Genomic DNA, 22,506 nt, shown 5'->3' on the forward strand with positions numbered 1-22,506 from the left:
ACTAGTGCGGAAACGGGCTTGGAGAACCCATAATTTACGTATAAAAGCTTTGGTGTTATTCGACGCTATGGATCAACGAATGGAGAACAGATGATACCTACCGTTGAGACTATGGAAGTCATTCCGGTTGCGGGCTATGACAGCATGCTGCTCAACCAGGCCGGGGCCCACCAGCCTTTCTTCACCCGCAATGTAGTGGTGATGACCGATTCGGACGGCTACACAGGCGTGGCCGAAGTGCCCGGGGGCGAGGTCATCACCCGGCGGTTGCGGTCTTGCATACCCCTGGTGGAGGGGAGGCCCATCAGCCACTACAAGCAGATCGTCCAAGAGTGCGGCCGGATGCTTTCCAACCAGGTCGCCGGCCCGGTGGTCGGAGGGGCTGAGACCGCCCACGCGCTGATTTTCAAGAAGGTGACGAATGTGGTCACCGGCGTGGAGACGCCTCTGCTCGACATCCTGGGCAAGCACATGGAGGTGCCGGTCGCGGCGCTGCTGGGCGACGGCCAGGTGCGCGACCGCGTGCGCTTCCTCGGTTACCTTTTCTACATAGGCGATCCCGATGCCACCGACCTGCCCTACCTGCGCCATGACGATGACAGCGACACCTGGGGGAGGAGCCGGCGGGAGGCCGCCATGACCCCCGAGGCCATCGTGGCCCAAGCGGAGGCAGCCCAGGAGCGCTATGGATTCCGTGACTTCAAGCTCAAGGGCGGCGTCTTTGAGGGCGAACGGGAAATTGAGACGATTCGCCAGCTCAAGAGCCGTTTCCCCCATGCCCGCATTACCATCGACCCCAATGCCGCCTGGTCCCTGGACGAATCCGTCCGCCTCTGCAAAGGGATGGAAGGTACGTTGACGTATGTGGAGGATCCTTGTGGTGCGGAGGATCGTTTCTCGGCTCGTGAGGTGATGGCTGAGTTCCATCGGCAGACGGGGTTGGCGACGGCTACGAACATGTGTGATACGGATTGGCGGGAGATGAAGGCGGCGATTCGTTTGGATTCGGTGACGATTCCGTTGGCTGATCCGCATTTCTGGACCATGCAGGGGTGTGTGCGTGTGGCTCAGTTGTGCAATGACATGGATTTGACCTGGGGCGTGCATTCCAATAACCATTTCGATATCTCGTTGGCTATGGTGGCGCAGGCCGCGGCGGCGGCTCCTGGTGAGATCAACGCTTGCGACACGCATTACATTTGGCAGGATGGTCAGCATCTGACCACGAACCCGCCGGTCATCGAGAATGGCGAGGTTGAGGTCAGGCGTGATGTGCCTGGTTTGGGTGTGGAGGTGGATCGGGCCGCTGTGGAGGCCGCCCATCAGCTGTATGTGGACAATGACTGCGGCACCCGTGACGACGCCGTCGGCATGCAGTACCTCATCCCCGGCTGGCAGTACGACCAGCATCGGCCAGCCATGGTCCGTTGAAGCAAAGTTAAGTTTTAGAGGCAATACCCTATTTGAATCAGGAGTGTAGACATGGTACCCACTATTGAAAACATGGAAGTTTTCCCCGTGGCAGGTTATGACAGCATGCTGCTCAACCTTTCCGGGGCCCACGGGCCGTTCTTCACGCGTAACGTGGTCATCATGACCGACTCTGACGGGTATGTCGGAGTGGGGGAGGTGCCCGGCAGCAAGAAGATCACCGATGTGCTGGAGGAGGTCAAGCCCATGGTCGTGGGCCAGCCGATCAGCCAGTACAAGAATATCGTCACCGCCATCCACGATAAGTACGCGGCGCTCGACAAAGGAGGGCGCGGCGCCCAGACCTTCGACCTGCGCACCACCGTGCATGTGCAGACCGCCGTGGAGACGCCTTTGCTTGACATCCTGGGCAAGCACATGGAGGTGCCGGTCGCGGCGCTGCTGGGCGACGGCCAGGTGCGCGACCGCGTGCGCTTCCTGAGCTACCTGTTCTACGTGGCCGACTATCGCAAGACCGATCTGCCTTACCTCCATGACGATGACAACTCCGATGATTGGGGGCGCATCCGCCGCGAGCCTGCCCTGGACCCAGATGCCATCGTCGCGCAGGCCCAGGCCACCCACGGCCGCTACGGCTTCCGTGACTTCAAGCTCAAGGGAGGCGTGTTCGACGGTCGAGAGGAGATCAAGGCGATCAAGGCGCTGAAGAAGGCCTTCCCGAACGCCCGCATCACCCTGGACCCGAACGGTGCCTGGTCCCTGCCTGAGGCGGTGGACCTGTGCCGCGACATGGTGGGTACGTTGACGTATGTGGAGGATCCTTGTGGTGCGGAGGATCGTTTCTCGGCTCGTGAGGTGATGGCTGAGTTCCATCGGCAGACGGGGTTGGCGACGGCTACGAACATGTGTGATACGGATTGGCGGGAGATGAAGGCGGCGATTCGTTTGGATTCGGTGACGATTCCGTTGGCTGATCCGCATTTCTGGACCATGCAGGGGTGTGTGCGTGTGGCTCAGTTGTGCAATGACATGGATTTGACCTGGGGCGTGCATTCCAATAACCATTTCGATATCTCGTTGGCTATGGTGGCGCAGGCCGCGGCGGCGGCTCCTGGTGAGATCAACGCTTGCGACACGCATTACATTTGGCAGGATGGTCAGCATCTGACCACGAACCCGCCGGTCATCGAGAATGGCGAGGTTGAGGTCAGGCGTGATGTGCCTGGTTTGGGTGTGGAGGTGGATCGGGCCGCTGTGGAGGCCGCCCATCAGCTGTATGTGGACAATGACTGCGGCACCCGTGACGACGCCGTCGGCATGCAGTACCTCATCCCCGGCTGGCAGTTTGATCCCAAGCGCCCTTCGATGGTGCGCTGAATTATCTAGACTGGTATCGGAGAAAACTGGAGTGGAGAGCTGAATGATGAGCAAGCATGATTTCGCTGGGATTTTCGTGCCCATTCTGACGCCAATCAATGGGCATGGCGCGATCGACGAAGCCAAATTACGTCGGCAGACCGACTTCGTGATTGAGCATGGAGTGGATGGCATCCTCGCTTTTGGCAGCAATTCCGAGTTCTACATGTTCGAGGACCAGGAGATGCTGGATGCCGCCACGGTCATCCTGGATCAGGCTGCGGGCCGTGTGCCGGTCATGTTCGGCGTGGGCCACATCCGCACCAGCAGGGCGGTCGCGCTAGCCCAGGCGGCGGCCGGGTTGGACGTGGCGGCGGTCTCGGTGCTGCAGCCCATGTTCATCGAGCCGACCAAGCAGGCGCTCTACCACCACTACGCGGCCATCGCCCAGGCCATCGCGCCCACCCCCATGTTCATATACAACAACCCTGGGCGGGCGGGGTACGCGCTGTCCATCGGCCTGATGGTGAGGCTGGCCCACGACTTCGGGAACATCATCGGAGTCAAGGACTCCAGTGGCAACATCACCAATATCGAGGAGCTGGTGAGGCGGGACGCCGACATCGAGTTCTCGGTGTTCGCCGGTAAGGACACCATCGTCTTTCCCAGCCTGTGTGTGGGGGCCGCCGGCGCGGTCTGCTCGACGGCCAACATCTTCCCTGATTTGGTCTGCGGCATCTACGACAACTATGTGGCTGGAGACCAGCGGGCGGCGCTGGCTGCGCAGTTCAAGCTCAATCCCTTGCGCATATCCCAGGACGCGGCCAGCTTCCCCTCGCCTACCAAAGACATGGCCAATCTGATGGGCATGGATGTGGGACCCTCCATCCTGCCTACTGAGGCCGCCGAGGGCAAGGCCTTGGAAGGCATGAAAGCGGCCATGCGCGAGACCGGGTACTTGGACTGAGACAGGTCGGGTGCGAGCTACGGGGCGCAAGTCGATAGGGAGAGCTGCTGAGCATGAGAGATATACGTGTCTTGCTGGCGGTGGACTCATTCAAAGGGTCCGCCGGCAGTTCCAGGGTCGAGGACCTCATCGAACTTGGTGTGCGCCGGGTCAGGCCTGGGGCCGAGGTGTTGAAGTATCCGGTGGCGGACGGTGGCGAAGGCACGCTTGAGGCCATCATGACGGCTCAGGGATTCCAAGGGCGGTCCGTCCGGGTGCGCGGGCCACTGGGTGAACCGGTCTCGGCCAAGTACGCCCTGGGGCCCGGACAGGTCGCTGTGATCGAGATGGCCCAGTCCAGTGGCTTGGGATTGATGGACCAGTCCAGTGAGAACGCCCGCAAGGCCTCCACCTATGGCGTCGGACAGGTGATCATGGACGCTGTCGAGGCGGGCGCCCGCCATATCCTCGTAGGGCTGGGCGGCAGTGCCACGAGCGACGGGGGCACCGGCATGGCTAAGGCGCTGGGCGTGCGCTTCCTGGACGCTCAAGGCGACGAAGTGGCTGATGGGCTGGCGGGTCTGGAAAGCTTGGTCGCCGTTGATGAGTCTAGGCTCGACGCCCGCCTGCGGGAGGTGGAGGTCACCGCCCTGACCGACGTTTCCAATCCTCTGACCGGGCCCGCCGGAGCGGTGCATGTCTACGGGCCGCAAAAGGGCATGGGCGCGGAAGAGTTGGACAAGCTGGATTCCTGGATGGATGCTTATGGACGGGTGCTGCGGCACGCCGGGCATGACGTGGCCAACTTGCCCGGAGCTGGCGCGGCTGGTGGTCTGGGAGCGGCTTTGGCGGCCTTCTGCGGGGCCTCGATCGAGAGCGGCATCGACCAGGTGCTCGACATGATCGGCTTGGAGGACGTGATGGACGGGGTTGACCTGGTCATCACCGGCGAAGGCCGGATGGATTCGCAGTCCGCCCATGGCAAGGCGCCCGTGGGGGTGGCCCAGCGGGCCAAGCGCCATGGGCTTCCGGTGGTGGCGGTCGTGGGCAGTCGGGCCGATGACCTGGGGGACCTGTACGAGCGCGGCATCGATTTGGTGATTTCCGCCGTCACTCAGCCGATGAGCCTCCACCAGGCGATCGCACGGGTGGACACGGCCCTGCCGCTTGCGGGGGAAAGCGCCATCCGGGCCTACCTTCTGGGCGCGCCGAAACGCGCGTGATCGCCCCGGCTACGAGACTTGCGGCCGATCCCGGCGGGACTGGGTGTGGTCGCGACTGCATACATGCATGTAAGGAAACAAAAGAAAGGAACAGCAATGAAGGTTGGATTCGTGGGACTGGGCATCATGGGCAAGCCCATGGCCATCAACGTGCTCAAGAACGGCTACGAGGTGGTGGCGTACGACCGCAACGAGGCCGGCATCTCCGCCATCGTCGAGGCTGGTGGCCAAGCCGGAGCCAACGGCAAGGACGTGGCTGAGCGCACCGATGTGGTCATCACCATGCTGCCCAACTCACCCAATGTGGAGAGCGCCCTGTTCGACGAGGGCGGCATCGCCGAGGGCCTGAGTGAGGGCAAGGCCGTCATCGACATGAGCTCCATCGCGCCGCTGGCGAGCAGGGATTTCGCCAAGCGCCTGGCCGAGAAGGGCGTGGACTTTATGGACGCCCCCGTCTCCGGCGGTGAGCCCAAGGCCGTGGACGGCACCATCGCGGTCATGGTGGGCGGCGAGCAAGCCGTGTTCGATAAGTACGAGAGCCTGCTGAAGACCATGGCCTCCACCGTCACCCTGGTGGGCGGCGTCGGCGCTGGCAACATCACCAAGCTGGCCAACCAGATGATTGTGGCGATTAACATCGCAGGCATCTCCGAGGCGTACTGCCTGGCCAAGAAGGCCGGCGTCTCGCCCGAGAACGTTTACAAGGCCATCCGCACCGGCCTGGCCGGCAGCGTGGTCATGGACCAGAAGTCGCAGAAGATCTTCGACGGCGATTTCAACCCCGGTTTCCGCATCGAGCTGCACATTAAGGACCTGCAGAACGTGATGGACACCGCCCACTCGGTTAACGTATCCTCGCCTTTCAGCGCCTTGGCCATGGAGATCATGCAGTCCCTCAAGGCCCATGGGCACGAGAAGGAGGATCACAGCGCCGTGGCCGAATGGTATGAGATGGTCAACGACATCAAACTCCAGGAGGACTGAGCGTCAGACGTCCCGGCCTATGCCGGGGGAGCAGTGCGATTGATTGACCTGGGCCGTGCGTGCGCGGTCCAGGTTTCGCGTATCCGCCAGGTCAGTAGAATGGGAGGGTATGGAGAAAAGAAACGTCAGCGCGGAACAGCGCAGGGTCTTTATGCGGCGGCGCATCGTAGCGGGGCTGATTGCGCTGGCGCTGCTGGCCGGACTCGTCTGGGGCGTCATGGCCGGGGTGCGTTCGATCAAAGCGTCGCGGCAGGCGGGGGCACAGGCTTCGGCGGCCCAGTCATCGGCCGCGGCGGCTGGGAAGAGCGCTGCCAAGAGCGGAAAGGGCGAAGCGAAGGACAAGAAGTCCAGCGTGCCCACCTGCACACCCTCGGACCTGGAGCTGGCCCTGAACGCTCCCGAACCGTCGACCACGGTGGGCGGCTATGTGGACTTCACCGCTACTATGCGGCACAAGGGCTCCCGCCCCTGCTTGGTGGACGGATCCAACGCTTCGCGCGTGCTGGTCATCACCTCGGGTGACCAAACCATCTGGCGTTCCGACTCCTGTCCGGCCGACAGCCGCCTGCTGCTGATGGCCCAGGGCGACCACGACGACCAGCCCCTGCGCTGGAACGCTGACGCCACCGGTGACCAGTGCCAGCCCGACGAGAACCTGCCGCGCGTCAAACAGGGGACATACAAGGCTCAACTGGTCCTCAAATCCAACGACAAAATAAGCTCCCAGCCTGTGCCGCTCATCGTGCAATAAGGGTTGCGCGGTAAGGCGCTCGCGGCCTGCCCTTGGCCTTTGTGCAAGCTTTGCGTTAACCCTGGGTCGCTTCCATTCCGGCAATGTATAGTTGGAATGTCGCTGGTACGTGCCCAGGGAAAGGCGCTACGGTCGGCTGTGCAATGGTTGGTTCATGGGGGGGGCGCTCTTGCCAGGGAGCTGGAGGAGACCGGGGGGCGGGACTCCCCACAGTCAGGGCGGTGTAACGTGCGAGGTAAACGGGTTGGAATAAGGCTGTTGGCGGGCATGGTCAGCGCCGCTGTGGCCCTGCTGCTGGCCTGGCCTGCGTATGCAAGCACCACAGTCTCCATGTACGACAGCGCGAACGACGATTTCGTGGCCGGCGCCACACCCGTCACCGGCAAACGCCCAAAGCTCACCCTGACCAAGCGCCTGACCCAGATGGATGCGCACAAGGCGACCGGATCCAGCCAGGATGCGGGGAAAGCGGTCATGGCACCCGGCATCGGCGTCGTCTTCAAGCTGACCGAGGTCACTCCTGGTCCTGGTGGCGTCGCTGGCATGAGGCCCGACCAGAATAGGTCTTACACCAGAACGAGCAATGTCTGCACGGGTACGACGGACGCGAAAGGCCGCATCGCGGTGGGCGGAGGCACCGGCTCAGGTGTCTGGATCAGAAACGGGATACCTGCTGAATTCCCCGGGGGCGTGCACTATTACCTCTTGGAGGAGACGAGTTCGCCTTACGACGACGGTAGCCCGTCGGGGTACGCGAAGACCGAGGCCAGCATCCTCGACCTGCCCTACCGGGCCACCAACACGACTCGAACGATGGACGGCTCAGGCCAGGTGACCTCCACCTCAAACGAAGAGGGCTTCGTCTACCATTTGCACCTGTTCCCCAAGAACAAGACAGAGCAACAGCTCACCAAAAGGGCGGTTGGGGTCATGGATTCCGCCGGTCACAATCGCTCCGACCTGGTGGCCCAGGTCGGCGACACCATCACCTGGGAGATCACCCAGCGTTTCTACGACGGCAACACTGGTAGCCATCCTAACCAGGACGGCAGGCTCGACTTGCAGGAGATGCTCTCCTGCCCGACGCCGAACCTCTCCGCCCCCGACGAGTGCTATGAAATGGAAGACCGCCTGCCCTCCTCGCTTCAATACCAGACGGGCTCATCGCAGGTGGTAGGAAGCTGGGAGGATGAGAATGGCGCTCTGAACTCGACACGGATGGACACAACCGCCAATGGTTCTTTACGCCTGCCGCTCAACCCTCTCGGGTCAGGGAACTCCGACGGAGTAACCCATGTGGCGGCGGGGCGCTGCCCGGGTCCGCAGGGGAACGGGTCCCCACCGGCGCTCATGTTCGACTCCTGGTCCTCGGGGACCACTTTCCTCTACTACAAGTGGGGCGGACCGGACTTGTCACAGGTTTTCCAGCCGAGCCAGCCCGTCAGTCACCGCAACATGAAGATGACCATCACCTACAAGACGAAAGTGACTGGGGTAGGGGATTCCGAGGCTTCGCCAGCGGGTTTAATCCTCAATGCTGTGCACGCGGACCACATCGACAACGTCACCAAGCCAACGCCGATCGCCGCCTCCGCGGAGGTGGCCACCGCTGGCCTGCAATTCGCGAAAACCAACCGCCAGGTGGACAAAGGCCTGGTCGGTGCCGTCTTCCGCTTGACCAAGCCCGACGACGGTGCCGGTTTCCTCTACTCCGATGGCAAGTTCTACAAGGAAAGCGATCCTAAGCCAGAAGGCGTGAGCGTCATCGAAGCCACTGCCAACAAGATCAGCGAAGAGCAGAGCCTTCTTACCGGCCACTACGCCAAGTATCAGCCGAAAGGGCAAGGAATCGTCACCTTCGCCGGACTGCCCATCCTTGGGGAGGACGGTAGAGTCACGACGGAGAACAGCCGGCTCAAGTTCGGTCTGGTCGAATATCGGGCGGGGAAGGAGCACGAGTTGAGCAACTCCTCGTTATCCTTCAATCCGAGCAGCAATCCATACAATAACGCTCCCAGCTACCAGTTCGCCAGGAAGACCTTCATCACGGTCGACTTTTCCGCCTACTCCGGCGAAAGCTTTGAGGAGATCGTGCAAGCTCGTCATGGCATGGCCGGTGATGTACCCACGAACCTCTTCGGGGACTATCAGGCGGATCGCGCAAAGGTGTCGGCAAAGTTCGAAAACGCTGAGGGAAAGAACCTGACCCTGGGCATCGTCAACTGGAAGTCAGACGAAAAAGACCCCACCCAAGTGGGGGCGCTGCCTCTGACCGGCGGTGTGGGCATAGGGCTGATGCTGCTCGCTGGTCTCGCGTTGATGACGCTGATTGGCTACCAAATCCATAGGCGATTCATTTCAGACCCCCTGCCCCCCGGCCACCATCGCGCCGCATGATTCGCCTTGCGGTCATCCGGACCCAGGCGCGGAACTGAGCGCTTGGCGCTTGCGCTCCCGCCGCTGGTGGCCGCTCACCGCCAGGCGAGAACCTGGCGGTGAGCGGGTCGAGGGCCAGGAGGGCGCGCCGCCCAGGGGACGGGTGCTCAGATTGTGATGGGCTGGCTTGAACCGCTCGGATGGAGAGGGCCCGACATACCTTGTTCGCCCCTTGCGAACTCGGCAGGACCGTGATACAGTAGATTCTTTGTATGAGGTGTGTCATATAGCGGGCATGCGTCATCGAGGAGGCGCCCGCGAATCGGCATATAGCGGCTATCCGGCGTTCTCCGTGGGGTATGGCAAGCATTATCGAATACGGCGAACGATAAGGAAAGTCCATTTTGGCTGCACCTAAAGCTGCAAACAGTAGTATGAAAGTTCAAGCGCGCGCCGACGCAGAGGCCATTAAGCTGCACAAGGCCTCCGACCGCGTCAACTTCGGCTCGATCAAAGAGCCCATCGACGTCCCCTACCTGCTGGGCGTCCAGACCGACAGCTTCGACTGGCTGATCGGCAACGAGCGCTGGAAGCGGCGCGTGGAGGAGGACGAAGCCGCTGGCACGCACGTGGTGCCCCACGTGTCCGGTCTTGACGAGGTCTTCCAGGAGATCTCCCCGATCGAGAACTTCGCCCAGACCATGAGCCTGGCCTTCTCCGACCCCTACTTCGAGGAGCCGCGCCACACGGTGCAGGAGTGCAAGGAGAAGGACTACACCTATTCCGCGCCCCTGTACGTCAACGCTGAATTCGAGAACGGCGACACCGGCGAGATCAAGAGCCAGACGGTCTTCATGGGGGACTTCCCCTTGCAGACCCCCCACGGCACCTTCATCATCGGCGGCACCGAGCGTGTGATCGTCACCCAGCTGGTGCGCTCACCCGGCGTCTACTTCGACCGCACGCCTGACCGCACTTCCGACAAGGAAGTGTTCGGGGCCAAGATCATCCCCAGCCGCGGGGCCTGGCTGGAGTTCGAGATCGACAAGCGCGATGTGCTCGGCGTCCGCGTGGACCGCAAGCGCAAGCAGTCAGCCATCGTCTTCTTGATGGCCATCGGCATGTCCAAGGCCGAGATACGCAAGGCCTTCAAGGGGTACCCGCTGGTGCTCGACGCCCTGGAGAAGGAGCCCATAGAGACCCAGGACGAGGCCCTGACCGACCTGTACCGCAAGATTCGCCCCGCGGACACCGCCTCGCCTGAGGCTGGCAAGAACCTGCTGGAGTCCTTCTACTTCAACACCAAGCGCTACGACCTGGCGCGCGTGGGCCGCTACAAGATCAACCGCAAGCTGGGCATGGAGTCCGACTACAACGACCGCGCCCTGCACCCTGAGGACATCGTCGCCACGATCAAGTACCTGGAGACCCTGCACGACGGTGGGCAGACCTTCCCCGGCAAGCGCGACGGCGAGGACGTCGAGCTGCGTGTGGACGTGGACGACATCGACCACTTCGGCAACCGCCGCGTGCGGCAGGTGGGCGAGTTGATCCAGAACCAGCTGCGCACCGGCCTGAGCCGCATGGAGCGCGTGGTGCGCGAACGCATGACGACCCAGGACGCCGAGGCGATCACGCCACAATCCCTGATCAACATCCGGCCTCTGAACGCCACGATCAAGGAGTTCTTCGGAACCTCCCAGCTCTCGCAGTTCATGGACCAGAACAACCCGCTGTCGGGAGTGACCAACAAGCGCCGCCTGTCGGCCCTGGGCCCTGGCGGCCTCTCGCGAGACCGCGCCTCGATGGAAGTGCGCGACGTGCACCCCTCCCACTACGGGCGCATGTGCCCGATTGAGTCCCCTGAGGGCCCGAACATCGGCCTGATCGGCTCGCTGGCGACCTTCGCCCGCGTGAACCCCTTCGGATTCATTGAGACCCCTTACCGCAAGGTGGTCGACGGCAAGGTGACCGACGACGTGGTCTACATGACCGCGGACCAGGAGAGCGAGCACACGATCGCCCAGGCCAACCAGGAGCTGACCGAGGACGGGCACTTCGTCGAGGACCAGGCCTTGGTGCGAAACGCCGAGGCGGAGGCCACCGATGTGCCGGTCAGCGAAGTTGACCTGATGGACGTCTCGCCACGGCAGATGGTCTCAGTCGGCGCCTCGCTGATCCCCTTCCTGGAGCACGACGAGGGGCACCGCGCCCTGATGGGCACCAACATGCAGCGTCAGGCCGTGCCGCTGGTCAAGTCCGAGCGGCCCCTGGTGGGCACCGGCTCCGAGTGGCGCTCCGCCGTGGACTCGGGCGACGTGGTCTTGGCTGACAAGCCGGGTGCGGTCACCTACGTGTCCGCCGACATGATTCGCGTGATGAACGACGATGGCACCCAGTCCTCCTACCGCCTGGCCAAGTTCCAGCGGTCGAACCAGACCAACTGCTACAACCAGGTGCCGCTGATCAAGGACGGCGAGCGCGTGGAGGCCGGCACGGTGCTGGCTGACGGCCCCGCCACCCAGAAGGGCGAGATGGCCCTGGGCAAGAACGTGCTTGTGGCCTTCATGCCCTGGAACGGCTACAACTACGAGGACGCTGTGATCATCTCCCAGCGGCTGGTGCGCGATGACACCTTGAGCTCCATCCACATCGAGGAGTACGAGATCGACGCGCGCGAGACCAAGCTGGGCGCCGAGGAGATCACCCGCGACCTGCCTAACGTGGGCGAGGACGCGGTGTCCAACCTGGACGAGCGCGGCATTATCCGCATCGGCGCCGAGGTCGAGGCCGGGGACATCCTGGTTGGCAAGGTCACGCCCAAGGGAGAGACCGAGCTGACGCCGGAGGAGCGCTTGCTGCGCGCCATCTTCGGCGAGAAGAGCCGTGAGGTGCGTGACACCTCCCTGCGCGTCCCCCACGGTGAGACCGGCACGGTCATCCAGATCAAGGAGATCACCCGCGAGGAGGCCGAGGAGGACGGCGACGAGCTGCCTAACGGCGTCAACCGGATGATCCGGGTCTACGTGGCCCAGCACCGTAAGATCACCCAGGGCGACAAGCTCTCGGGCCGCCATGGCAACAAGGGCGTCATCTCGCGCATCCTGCCCGAAGAGGACATGCCCTTCCTGCCCGACGGCACCCCAGTCGACATCATGCTCAACCCACTGGGTGTGCCTAGCCGAATGAACCTGGGCCAGGTGCTGGAACTCCACCTGGGCTGGATCGCTCACGCAGGCTGGGACATCAGCCTGGACCCGAATCCGGATGCCGAGTGGAAGAAATTCGTGCCCGCCGGCGCCGAGAAGGGCGACCCGGGGACTCCGGTGGCCACTCCCGTCTTCGACGGCGTACGCCCAGAGACGATCATGGGCCTGCTCAAGACCACCCTGCCTGACCGTGACGGCGAGAAGCTGGTCGGCGAGAACGGCAAGGCGGTGCTCTATGACGGGCGAACCGGCGAGCCTTTCCCCGAGCCGATCTCCGTGGGCTACATGTACATGCTCAAGCTCCACCACCTGGTGGACGACAAGATCCACGCACGCTCCACCGGACCATACTCGATGATCACCCAGCAGCCCTTGGGCGGTAAGGCCCAGTTCGGCGGCCAGCGCTTCGGTGAGATGGAGGTCTGGGCGCTGGAGGCTTACGGCGCCGCCTACACCCTGCACGAAATGATGACCACCAAGTCCGACGACGTGGACGGTCGCGTGCGGGCTTACGGGGCGATCGTGCGCGGCGAGAACCTGCCGCCGGCAGGCATCCCCGAGTCCTTTAAGGTGCTGCTCAAGGAGATGCAGTCCCTGGCCTTGAACGTGGAGGTCCTGAACGCTGAAGGCAACGCGATCGAGATGAAGGACGAGGACGACGACCCAGGTGAGGGCAGCGAGTTGGGCTTCAACATCGGCGCCCGACCGGATGCCGCCGCCAAGGCCGATCAGTCGGCGCCCGAGCCTGAATTCCGCTGAACGCGCTACGGGTCGCCGGCGCCGCCCCGACGGGCGTCCGGCGACCCCCGAGAGTCGTAAAGCAGCCTAGGGCTGCATGGATTTGAAAGACAGGACAACATAGTGTTGGACGTCAATGCATTTGACAAACTGAGGATCGGACTGGCCACCGCCGACGACATCCGTGGCTGGAGCTATGGCGAGGTCAAGAAGCCTGAAACCATCAACTACCGCACCCTCAAGCCTGAGAAGGACGGCTTGTTCGGCGAGCAGATCTTCGGGCCCACCCGCGACTGGGAGTGCGCCTGCGGCAAGTACAAGCGCGTGCGTTTCAAGGGCATCGTCTGCGAGCGCTGCGGCGTGGAAGTCACTCGCTCCCGCGTGCGCCGCGAGCGGATGGGCCACATTGAGTTGGCCGCCCCTGTGACCCATATCTGGTACTTCAAGGGCGTGCCGAGCCGGCTGGGCTACCTGCTGGACATCGCGCCCAAGGACCTGGAGAAGGTCATCTACTTCGCGGCCTACATGGTCACCAAGGTGGATCAGGACCAGCGCCACCAGGACCTGCCGGACTTGCAGGAAGAGTTCGACAACGAGATCGGCCAGCTGGAGAAGAAGCGCGATCTGGAGATCGACAAGCGCTCCAAGAAGCTGGAAGAGGACCTGGCCGAGCTGGAACGCTCGGACGAGGCCAAGGGCGCCATGAAGACCCGGTTGCGTAACGGTGCCGAGCGCGATATGACCGCTATCCGCAAGCGTTACGATGAGCAGATCGCGCGCATCACCGCCGTCTTCGACCGCTTTAAGGACCTGAGGCCCGGCGACATGGAGGGCGACGTGGACCTGTGGCGGGAGATGGAAGATCGCTACGGCGACTACTTCGAGGGTTGCATGGGCGCCGAGGCCATCAAGCAGCGCCTGAAGGACTTCGACCTGGAAGGCGCCGCCAAGGAGCTGCGCGAGGAGATCGCCACCGGCTCCGGCCAGCGCAAGGCCCGGGCCCTGAAGCGGCTCAAGGTCGTTAACGCCTTCCTGACCACCGGCAACAAGCCCGAGGCCATGGTCCTGGACGCGATTCCCGTGATTCCGCCCGACCTGCGTCCTATGGTGCAGTTGGACGGCGGCCGCTTCGCCACCTCCGACCTGAACGACCTCTACCGGCGCGTAATCAACCGCAACAACCGACTGAAGAGGCTGATCGAGCTGGGCGCGCCTGAGATCATGCTCAGCAATGAGAAGCGCATGCTCCAGGAGGCTGTGGACTCGCTCTTCGACAACGGCCGGCGCGGCCGCCCGGTCACCGGCGCCTCCAACCGCCCGCTCAAGTCCCTTGCGGACATGCTCAAGGGCAAGCAGGGCCGATTCCGTCAGAACCTGCTGGGTAAGCGCGTGGATTACTCGGGCCGCTCCGTGATCGTGGTCGGGCCCTCCCTGCGTATGCACCAGTGCGGCCTGCCTAAGCCGATGGCGCTGGAGCTCTTCAAGCCCTTCGTGATCAAGCGGCTGGTGGACCTGAACTACGCGCAGAACATGAAGTCCGCCAAGCGTCTGGTCGATCGTGGCGACGCGGCCGTGTGGGGCGTGCTGGAGGAGGTCATCGCCGAGCACCCTGTGCTGCTCAACCGCGCACCTACCCTGCACCGCCTGGGCATTCAGGCCTTCGAGCCGATCCTGGTGGAGGGCAAGGCCATCCACCTGCCGCCGCTGGCGTGCGCGGCCTTCAACGCCGACTTCGACGGCGACCAGATGGCAGTCCACCTGCCGCTGTCCGCCGAAGCCCAGGCCGAGGCCCGCTCGCTGATGCTGGCCTCCGATAACATCCTGAAGCCGGCCGACGGCCACACCGTGACCATGCCTTCGCAGGATATGATTCTGGGCCTGTACTACCTGACCACTGTGCGCGAAGGCGCTAAGGGCCAGGGGCGGATCTTCTCCTCGCTGGCCGAGGCGCGCATGGCCCTGGACTTGGGCGAGATCGACATGCAGTCCAAGATCCTGCTGCGGGTGCCCTCCGACTTCATCATACCCAAGGGTTGGGAGCCGGGCGACCTCAAAGTCGTGGACCCCGAACCCGGCAGCCCCGATGTGGTCAAGGAGGAGGTCTTCAAGGACGGCTCCAGGCTGTTCGCGACCAACTATGGTCGCGTCTTGTTCAACCACACCCTGCCTGTGGACTACCCGTTCATCAACGAGCAGGTGGCCAAAGGCAAGCTGGCTGGCATCGTCGATGACATCGCCACCCGCTATTCGACGGCCCAGGTGGCCGCGACGCTCGACGCCCTGAAGGACCTGGGCTTCACCCGGGCCCCGTGGTCCGGCGTGACCATGGCCTTCTCGGACATCGTCGTGCCGCCCGACCGCAGCAAAATCATCAAGGAATACGAGGGGCAGGCCGCCAAGGTCAACTCCCAGTACGACATGGGCTTGCTGACCAACGAGGAGCGCCGACAGGAGCTGATCAACCTGTGGACAGAGTGCACCGACCAGGTGGCCGACGCCATGCGCGACAACTTCCATGATGACAACAACGTGAACATCATGGTGCAGTCGGGCGCGCGCGGCAACTGGATGCAGATTCGTCAGATCGCAGGCATGCGAGGCCTGGTGGCCAACCCCAAGGGTGAGATCATCCCCCGACCGGTCAAGTCCAACTACCACGACGGCCTGTCCGTGCTGGAGTACTTCATCTCCCAGCACGGCGCCCGCAAGGGTCTGGCGGATACGGCACTGCGTACGGCGGAGTCGGGCTACCTGACCCGCCGCCTGGTGGACGTGTCCCAGGACGTGATCGTGCGCGAGGAAGACTGCGGAACCAAGCGTGGCTTGACCATGAAGGTGGCCGAGCGCGACGAGGCTGGCAACCTGGTCCTGGTCAAGGCCGCGGACGGTGGGCCTTACTCCCGCCTGCTGGCCGAGGATGTGCTGGATCCCAAGGACGGCAAGACCGTGCTCTACAAGCGCGACGACCCGCTGTCCATGGACACCCTGCGCGACCTGGTCGCCCACGGCGTGGAGGAGGTCAAGGCCCGCTCCGTGCTGACCTGCGAGTCCACCCGTGGCGTGTGCGCCAAGTGCTACGGCTGGTCTCTGGCCACCATGCGCTTGGTCGATGTCGGCGAGGCCGTGGGCATCGTGGCCGCCCAGTCCATCGGTGAGCCGGGTACGCAGCTGACCCTGCGTTCCTTCCACTCCGGCGGCGTCGCTTCGGCCTCCGATATTACCCAGGGTCTGCCCCGTGTGACCGAGCTCTTCGAGGCCCGCACTCCTAAGGGCGAAGCCCCGATCGCGGAGTTCCCCGGAACCGTCAAGGTGGAGGACACCGATCGCGGCCGCCAGGTGACGCTGAGTCCGGACGATGGCACGATCGAGCCGCTGACTTACCCGGTGACCCGGCGCGCGCCCATGCTGGTCAAGGATGGGCAGCACGTCGACGCTGGCACCCAGCTGATCGAAGGCTCGGTCGATCCGAAGAAGATCCTGCGGATCCTCGGCCCTCGCGCCGCCCAGGTGAACATCGTCAACGAGGTGCACACCGTCTACCGCTCCCAGGGCGTGGACATCCACGACAAGCACATCGAGGTCATCGTCCACCAGATGCTGCGGCGGGTGACCGTCATCGACTCCGGTGACACCGACCTGCTGCCCGGCGAGCTGGCCGATCAGGCCAAGTTCAAGGCCGCCAACGTGAAGGCCGTCAAGGCTGGGGGCAAGCCTGCAGCGGGCCGCCCCGAGCTGATGGGCATCACCAAGGCCTCCCTGGCCACCGACTCTTGGCTGTCGGCCGCCTCCTTCCAGGAGACGACCCGCGTGCTCACCGAGGCCGCCCTGAACCAGAAGGTCGACGATCTCAAGGGGCTGAAGGAGAACGTGATCATCGGCAAGCTGATCCCGGCCGGCACCGGCTTGGCGCGTTACCGAAACGCCAAGGTGGAGCCGGACAAGGCCATCCGTGACACCATCTACCCCAACTTCGGGCTGGGCGGCGACTCGACGGGCGACCTGTCCGATGCTGACCTGGCTGATGTGGACTTCTCCAACATCGACTTCGGCGACCTGAAGCTGGGCGACGATTTCAACCCGGATGATTTCCTGAACGACCAAGGCGGGCAGAGCAGCCTGGACGAGGACGGCGACCTGCCAACCAACGCCCAGACCGCCGCCGAGGCTGAGGCTGACAAGGCCGACCAGGATCAAACAACCGCCAAGGGCAGCAACGATCTGGGCTTCACCGATGCCCAAGGCGACCAAGCCTCCAACGATCAGGAAGGCAAGGGGTCCGGCTCCGGCAGCGGAACCACCAAGGCCTCTTTCTCTTCGGCTGACAAGTGATAGCGGTCGCAGGTAGATAAGTTCGGGCCCGCACCTGGCGCGCAGACGCTGGGTACGGGCCCGAACTGCGTGTTGGCCCCGTCGCGGCGGCTCTTGTGTGTTTCAGTGGTCTCCAGACGCGCAAGCCCCAAGGCAGGGGGATGAGGCGCCAGGCCCAGCGGCGGAAGCGGCCCTTGGAACTCAGGAGCCGTACCGCCGCGCGATCTACGCTCTGCCAGTAGAGATCGGCCTCTTGGGGCGAGCAATCGGCTGTGCTGAAGGCCGCTTGGTCGGCCAGCAGAGCCAACGCATTGGCCGGGTTGGCTTCCGGGCCTGACGCCCGCCCTGCCGGGGGACGCTCGCCTAGGGCAGCATGCAGTGATCGATCCAGCGTTTGGGCCTGCTGGCTGCGGGTTCTTCCACTGACTGGAACGCCCAGCCGCCTGGCCAGAGCGATGAGGAACCGCCAGCCTGCCAGGATGCGCTCGCGAGGAGTTCCGGTCAGCTTCAGCAGCCTGAGAGAGCGTCTGCTCGCCGCTGATAAACCTGCTAGCAGGCCGGTGCAAACCCATAGGGGCAGCGTCCATAGGGCCATAGCCCTCAGTAGGGGACCGACCCGTTCCCACCATCCCTCGTGCTTGGTCCCCTGACCGCCCGAACCCGCGTTCTGAGGATTGTCCACGCTTGGCGGCCCCTCGCGCAAGGGGTCGGACAGGGGAAGGGGAGGTCGGGCCCGGTTCGGTTCCTTCTGGCGCTCCGACCGGTCGGTCTGTGGGCGTCGGCTCTGCGGGGGAGTGGGGTGGAAGGCCACCCAGCCCAACCCCTCCAAATCCACCTCCACCCAGGCTTGCATGTCCTCGCCGGTGAAGGTCAGAGGGCCGTTCGGCTTGGGCGAAGGAACGCTTTGGGCTTCGGCATCGATCGCCGCTTGCCCTTGCTGGGGGAGGAAGCCTAAGACGACGCGGGCGCTCAGGCCCTCCTGCCGGGCCATCAGGGCCATCAGGGAAGCGTACTGCTCGCTGTCGCCGACCAGGGCGTCCGCTCTGAGCATCCGCTCGATTCGGTAGCTGCCATGGCCCGCTTGCGAAGGATAATCACCGGCTAAACCATGGGAGAACCAGCCTTCGGAGCGCAGGGCGTCGGCCAGATTCAGCGCCTTGCGCCCCGCGCTTACGCCTGGGGTTGTGCCAGCGAAGCGATTGGCGGCCTGGGTTAGGCCGGCGGGCGGTCGGTTCAGGGGAGGCTGGGTGACCGGGGCGGCGCGCGCGCTGGCGATTGCCTGGCGGGAGGGAGGTCGCGGGGGCAAGTGGCCCTGTTCCCGGTAGGAGAAAGGGCCGGCCAGTCCAGCGGGGGCCAAGGCCGCCGCAGAAGCTGCGTCGTAGTAAGCCTGGTCCAGAGGTACGGCCTGTGCTCGGTCGAAGCGCTCGGCATGGCCGACGCTGGGCATCAGACCGGGCCCTAAACCTGCGTGAACGTGGAAGGTCGCCACAAAAGGCGGTCCCGCCGTTGGCTGCTCTTGCTGATTATCCGCGGCGTTGGGCTGCTGACGGCCTAACCTGCGGTAGCCGCCACCCTCGGTGGACCCCGTCCCGCCCACGGTCCATACCTGGCCGTCGAAGGCGTCCAAGACCGCCAGACGAATCGGTGCGGGGCTGGGCAGACCCTCGACCTCCAGCAGCGGCTCTTGGCGAAAGTCCTTCAGATAAGCTCGGTAGGTGCTCAGGGGACTGGTCCGCGTGACGATTGAGGTAGGGGGCTGGTAGTGCTCGCGCAGGACCAGCCGTCTGCCCGGCGCAAGCCCTTGGACGCTCAGGGACAAGCCGCATGCGGTCAGGGCACAGACCAGTTTCGCCGCGGCACGCCTCCGAAGCGGGCGGTCCGAAGACCAGAAGGCCAGCGCTAGGGCGAGAGCTAGGCCGGTCGGGCCTGTATGCCAGCCTTCCCTGGTCCCCAGGAAGGCGCTGGCCGCCATTGTGGCCAAGGGGACTACGGCTCCGCAGGCACGGGTTCGCGGCCATCCATGCACCTGGGATGGCACTAAGGCCAGGCGGCCGGCCAGGTATCCGGTCCACAGCAGGAGGGTCCACAGGGCCATGCCGGCCCCTTGGGCGCGTCCCAGGGGAGGGTCTTCGCAAATCAAGAGCTTGAAGCCGCTCACGGACGCCGCTAACCCCTGGCCTATGAGGCTTCCAGTCGGCAGGAATCCCCACAGATGACGCCCTGGCATGGCCAGGCTGGGGCCAACCAATAGCTGTGCCGCAAGGAGCAAACCGACCTGGGCCAGCCCAGGCAGTCGGGGAAGACGCGAGCACCAGGAGCAAGCGCCCGCCAACAGACAGGCCGGCAAACCCAGGATCAGCCACAGTCCCCAGGACCCGTAGACAGGCGCCAACTGGAGCGAGGCCAGCAGATTGCACGCCTCCAGAGCCGCTAACTGGCAGGCCAACCGTCTAGGGCGCGGATTCGTCCGACTGTTGTGGGTGGAGCTGGGCCAATCAGCGCTGTTTGGCGAGGTCAACGATAGCTCCGGCTCCCATTGGCCTGTAACAGGTGAACCACAACCAAGACCAGTCATGCCAGTGCCTCCAACAATGCCGGGAGCTGCTCCAAACAGCCAATGGAAGCTCGGACCTTCCATCCGTCGATTGCGCTGCTGATTGCCGCGCCGCCGGATTGCGCGCCGTCAGCGTGCGAGCCCAGGTTCGCGGTCAGCAGCAGGATTCGTCCGCTGACTGGGTCGCCCATGCCCAGGAGCGCCCGCTGGACCTGACTTGCGACGGTGCGGGATCCTAGGACGCAGATCGCGGCGGATAGGGGTTGCGAGTCAGCGAGCTCCGCTGAATCATCGCGTTGGCTCAGCGCCGCTGGTTCCAAGGGGTTTCCATCCGGTCCGACCCAGTGCAGGGCGCTGCACCCGTCCAACCAGTCATCCGCCTCCTTTGGTGTCCACACGACTGATCCTAGGGTCAGCCGGGGGGCGCAGCCGCCGCCTAGGGCCGCCAACCCGAGCGAGGCCAGAAGGCTGACCGCAAGCTCGAATTCCGGTGCGCTAGCGTAGGCGTTCGGATTGGCGTCCAGCCAGAGTCCCAGCGCCGGGCTTTGGCGGGGCAGGTAGCGGCGGACCAGGAGCCTGCCTGTGCGGGCGGCGGAAGGCCAGTGGACCCTGCGCAGGTCATCGCCAGGTTCGTAGTCACGCAAGCTGTGGAAGTCCACGCCCTCCTCGGACCAATCGGATCCCCCTTCTTGGTCGGAGAGGAGGCCAGCTCCACTGGCTGCCTCCAGCGGCACGGTGCGGGGGTGGACGACCAGTCGTAGGGGGCCTGCTGCGGTCAGGCCTCTGGTGGACAGGCCGAGGGGGTCGTTCCGCTGGATGGTCAGGGGGCCGATCCACCCCATTCCTCGGCGGGCGGCGCGCAGGGTCACTGTGCGCCGCGCGCTTTGACCTGGTGCCAGTCGCGGCAGTGGCCATATGTAAGAGGCCGCGCCCGCTTTCAGGCGCACTTGGGCTCCGGTGGAACTTCTGCGGCCCGTGTTGCAGGCGGAAAGGGAGATTGTGGTCTCCTGCCCTGCCAGCAGGGTCAGGGATTCAGACTCGAATCCCGCTCTCAGGTCTGGGGAGTTGCGGGATAGGACCAGGCCGATGGTCAGAAGGGCGATTCCGGTGGCGGCCATGCTCAGCAGTTCGGCCCAACCCAAAGCCAGGAAGGCCAAGGCGCTGCCCGCTGTCAGCAAGCACACGGCCCGACCCAGGGGGGTCAGACGGAGCCAGCTTTCCACAGGCCCGCAGTCCGTGCGTGGCTGATTCTCGCGCGCTCTCATGCGTCCAGCCCGCCCTCGGGCACAGGCACGGATTGAATGACTTCATCTATTGTTTGGAAGAGGTCGGCGCCGTCCATCCGGGCCTGCCGGTTCAGTTTGATACGGTGAGCCAGCACCGGCTGCGCGAGGGTCAGCAGGTCGTCAGGGATAACGTAATCGCGTCCGAGCGACGCGGCCCACACCTGGGCCCCGCGCACCAAGGCCAGACCGGCGCGGATGGATGGCCCGGTCTCGATTGACTTGCTATGGCTGCAGGCCTCCAGAAGACGGGTGACGTATTCGAATATCGGGGCGCTGCAGTGGACGGAGGCCGCGGTGGCTTGCAGCCTGTTGAAGCCAGCGCGGTCAATGATTGGATCCAGACGGGAGGCCCTGTCCCGTAGTCGGGACTGGGTCAGAATTTCCAGGCTGGCCTCGTGGCTGGGCGGGCCTAGGCTGACCCGCAGCATGAAGCGGTCCAGTTGGGCCCCGGGCAGGGGATAGGTGCCTAGCTGGCCTTGAGGGTTCTGTGTGGCGATAACCAGGAAGGGGTTGTCCATCGCATAGGTGTGCCCGTCCACGCTCACCCGGCCCTCCTCCATGACCTCCAAAAGCGCGGATTGTACCTTGGGCGAGGCCCGGTTGATTTCGTCCGCCAGCAGGACGGACGTGAAGACGGGGCCGGGGCGGAAGGTGAAATCCCCGCTGCGCCGCTGGTAGACGCTGACCCCAAGCAAGTCGGAGGGCAGGAGGTCGGGGGTGAATTGAATCCGCCTGCGGTCCAGGCCTAGAACCTGGGCCAAGGCCCGGGCCAACTGGGTCTTGCCGGTGCCCGGCTCATCCTCCAGGAGCAAGTGACCCCCGGCGATCGCGGCTGTCAGACAGAGCCGGACCGCTTTGTCTTTACCGACCACGGCCTCGCTGATGGCGGTAAGGAGTTTCTCGAAGGTTCGACGGAAGTCGTCCGTATCGGCTGGGTGGATGGATGGACTGCGCTCGCGGATGCGCTGGGGCCGGTCAGGGTCCGTTCCAGTTCCCGCGCTCCCGCCTCGGCCGGTGGTGAGGTTGGTGTCGTCGTGGGGGTGGCCTTCGGCGCAGGCGCTCAGACCAGGTAGCTTGGTCTGGTCGGACGGGTTGGAGCGGGCGGGTGCTAGGGGGATGCTGGTGTCGTCCGGCGCCCGCTGATCGGCGGCTGCCCCGAACGTGGGGCTCAGACGGGTGGCATCGTTCAGGTGACCGCTGCCGGGCGAACGGGTGGCGTCGGGCAGGGGACCGCGGGCCGGCGGGCGGCTGGCGTCAGGCAAGCGCGTGGCGTCAGTCAGACGGGTGCCGTCGCTCGGCTCGGTGATGTCCCTGAGTGAGGGGGTGTCAGTGCCTGCGGCCATA

General features: G+C 64.3%; 12 protein-coding genes. 9 read left to right on the forward strand and 3 right to left on the reverse strand.

Translation table 11 applies throughout. The features are described from left to right. Window positions 1–90: 90 nt before the first annotated feature. The 9 genes from AB656_RS00385 (at window position 91) to AB656_RS00425 (ending at window position 17,343) form a co-directional block, all read left to right on the forward strand. Window positions 91–1,431 (forward strand): enolase C-terminal domain-like protein, encoded by a 1,341-nt coding sequence (locus AB656_RS00385; RefSeq protein ID WP_052201406.1) that lies wholly within the window; start codon window positions 91–93, stop codon window positions 1,429–1,431. An 87-nt stretch (window positions 1,432–1,518) separates the two neighbouring features. Further along, window positions 1,519–2,808: an enolase C-terminal domain-like protein gene (locus tag AB656_RS00390; RefSeq protein WP_269078542.1), complete on the forward strand. Its 1,290-nt coding sequence runs from the start codon at window positions 1,519–1,521 to the stop codon at window positions 2,806–2,808. A 43-nt stretch (window positions 2,809–2,851) separates the two neighbouring features. Beyond that, entirely contained in the window at window positions 2,852–3,754 is a 903-nt protein-coding gene (locus AB656_RS00395; RefSeq protein WP_033503948.1) for a dihydrodipicolinate synthase family protein, read from the forward strand. Window positions 3,755–3,807: 53 nt separating this feature from the next. Then, on the forward strand, window positions 3,808–4,956 hold the full coding sequence (locus tag AB656_RS00400; protein WP_034983406.1) for a glycerate kinase: 1,149 nt from the start codon (window positions 3,808–3,810) through the stop codon (window positions 4,954–4,956). Between the two features lie 96 nt (window positions 4,957–5,052). Further along, window positions 5,053–5,940, forward strand: a complete 888-nt coding sequence (garR, locus tag AB656_RS00405; protein ID WP_033503913.1) for a 2-hydroxy-3-oxopropionate reductase — start codon at window positions 5,053–5,055, stop codon at window positions 5,938–5,940. A 109-nt stretch (window positions 5,941–6,049) separates the two neighbouring features. Further along, window positions 6,050–6,691 carry a hypothetical protein gene (locus tag AB656_RS00410; protein WP_144418890.1) on the forward strand — a complete coding sequence of 214 codons (642 nt, stop codon included), beginning with the start codon at window positions 6,050–6,052 and terminating at the stop codon, window positions 6,689–6,691. Window positions 6,692–6,958: 267 nt separating this feature from the next. Beyond that, window positions 6,959–9,088 carry an isopeptide-forming domain-containing protein gene (locus tag AB656_RS00415; protein ID WP_033503911.1) on the forward strand — a complete coding sequence of 710 codons (2,130 nt, stop codon included), beginning with the start codon at window positions 6,959–6,961 and terminating at the stop codon, window positions 9,086–9,088. Between the two features lie 413 nt (window positions 9,089–9,501). Continuing rightward, a complete protein-coding gene (gene rpoB, locus AB656_RS00420) occupies window positions 9,502–13,035 on the forward strand; it encodes a DNA-directed RNA polymerase subunit beta (protein ID WP_033503910.1) in 3,534 nt (1,177 codons plus the stop codon). A 102-nt stretch (window positions 13,036–13,137) separates the two neighbouring features. Beyond that, entirely contained in the window at window positions 13,138–17,343 is a 4,206-nt protein-coding gene (locus AB656_RS00425) for a DNA-directed RNA polymerase subunit beta' (protein ID WP_236681877.1), read from the forward strand. Here AB656_RS00425 and AB656_RS00430 read toward each other — a convergent pair. The 3 genes from AB656_RS00430 to AB656_RS00440 all read right to left on the reverse strand — a co-directional run bounded on the left by AB656_RS00430 (window position 17,240) and on the right by AB656_RS00440 (window position 22,505). Continuing rightward, window positions 17,240–19,480 carry a transglutaminase-like domain-containing protein gene (locus AB656_RS00430; RefSeq protein WP_033503909.1) on the reverse strand — a complete coding sequence of 747 codons (2,241 nt, stop codon included), beginning with the start codon at window positions 19,478–19,480 and terminating at the stop codon, window positions 17,240–17,242. The genes AB656_RS00425 and AB656_RS00430 overlap by 104 nt on opposite strands. A gap of 413 nt (window positions 19,481–19,893) precedes the next feature. Beyond that, the gene (locus AB656_RS00435; protein ID WP_033503908.1) at window positions 19,894–21,141 is read right to left on the reverse strand and encodes a DUF58 domain-containing protein; all 1,248 of its coding nucleotides are present in this window, start codon (window positions 21,139–21,141) and stop codon (window positions 19,894–19,896) included. Beyond that, window positions 21,138–22,505: an AAA family ATPase gene (locus AB656_RS00440; RefSeq protein WP_051905189.1), complete on the reverse strand. Its 1,368-nt coding sequence runs from the start codon at window positions 22,503–22,505 to the stop codon at window positions 21,138–21,140. Before AB656_RS00440 ends, AB656_RS00435 begins: the two co-directional genes overlap by 4 nt. Between the last annotated feature and the right edge of the window lies 1 nt (window position 22,506).

The organism is Bifidobacterium actinocoloniiforme DSM 22766 (assembly GCF_001263395.1).
Lineage (GTDB): Bacteria > Actinomycetota > Actinomycetes > Actinomycetales > Bifidobacteriaceae > Bombiscardovia > Bombiscardovia actinocoloniiformis.

Bases quoted from the DNA above. Each gene is read 5' to 3' on its own strand.
- garR (WP_033503913.1), top strand. From the start codon at position 5,053: ATGAAGGTTGGATTCGTGGGACTGGGCATCATGGGCAAGCCCATGGCC.
- AB656_RS00385 (WP_052201406.1), top strand. From the start codon at position 91: ATGATACCTACCGTTGAGACTATGGAAGTCATTCCGGTTGCGGGCTAT.
- AB656_RS00400 (WP_034983406.1), top strand. From the start codon at position 3,808: ATGAGAGATATACGTGTCTTGCTGGCGGTGGACTCATTCAAAGGGTCC.
- AB656_RS00415 (WP_033503911.1), top strand. From the start codon at position 6,959: ATGGTCAGCGCCGCTGTGGCCCTGCTGCTGGCCTGGCCTGCGTATGCA.
- rpoB (WP_033503910.1), top strand. From the start codon at position 9,502: ATGAAAGTTCAAGCGCGCGCCGACGCAGAGGCCATTAAGCTGCACAAG.
- AB656_RS00410 (WP_144418890.1), top strand. From the start codon at position 6,050: ATGGAGAAAAGAAACGTCAGCGCGGAACAGCGCAGGGTCTTTATGCGG.
- AB656_RS00395 (WP_033503948.1), top strand. From the start codon at position 2,852: ATGATGAGCAAGCATGATTTCGCTGGGATTTTCGTGCCCATTCTGACG.
- AB656_RS00440 (WP_051905189.1), bottom strand. From the start codon at position 22,505: ATGGCCGCAGGCACTGACACCCCCTCACTCAGGGACATCACCGAGCCG.
- AB656_RS00435 (WP_033503908.1), bottom strand. From the start codon at position 21,141: ATGAGAGCGCGCGAGAATCAGCCACGCACGGACTGCGGGCCTGTGGAA.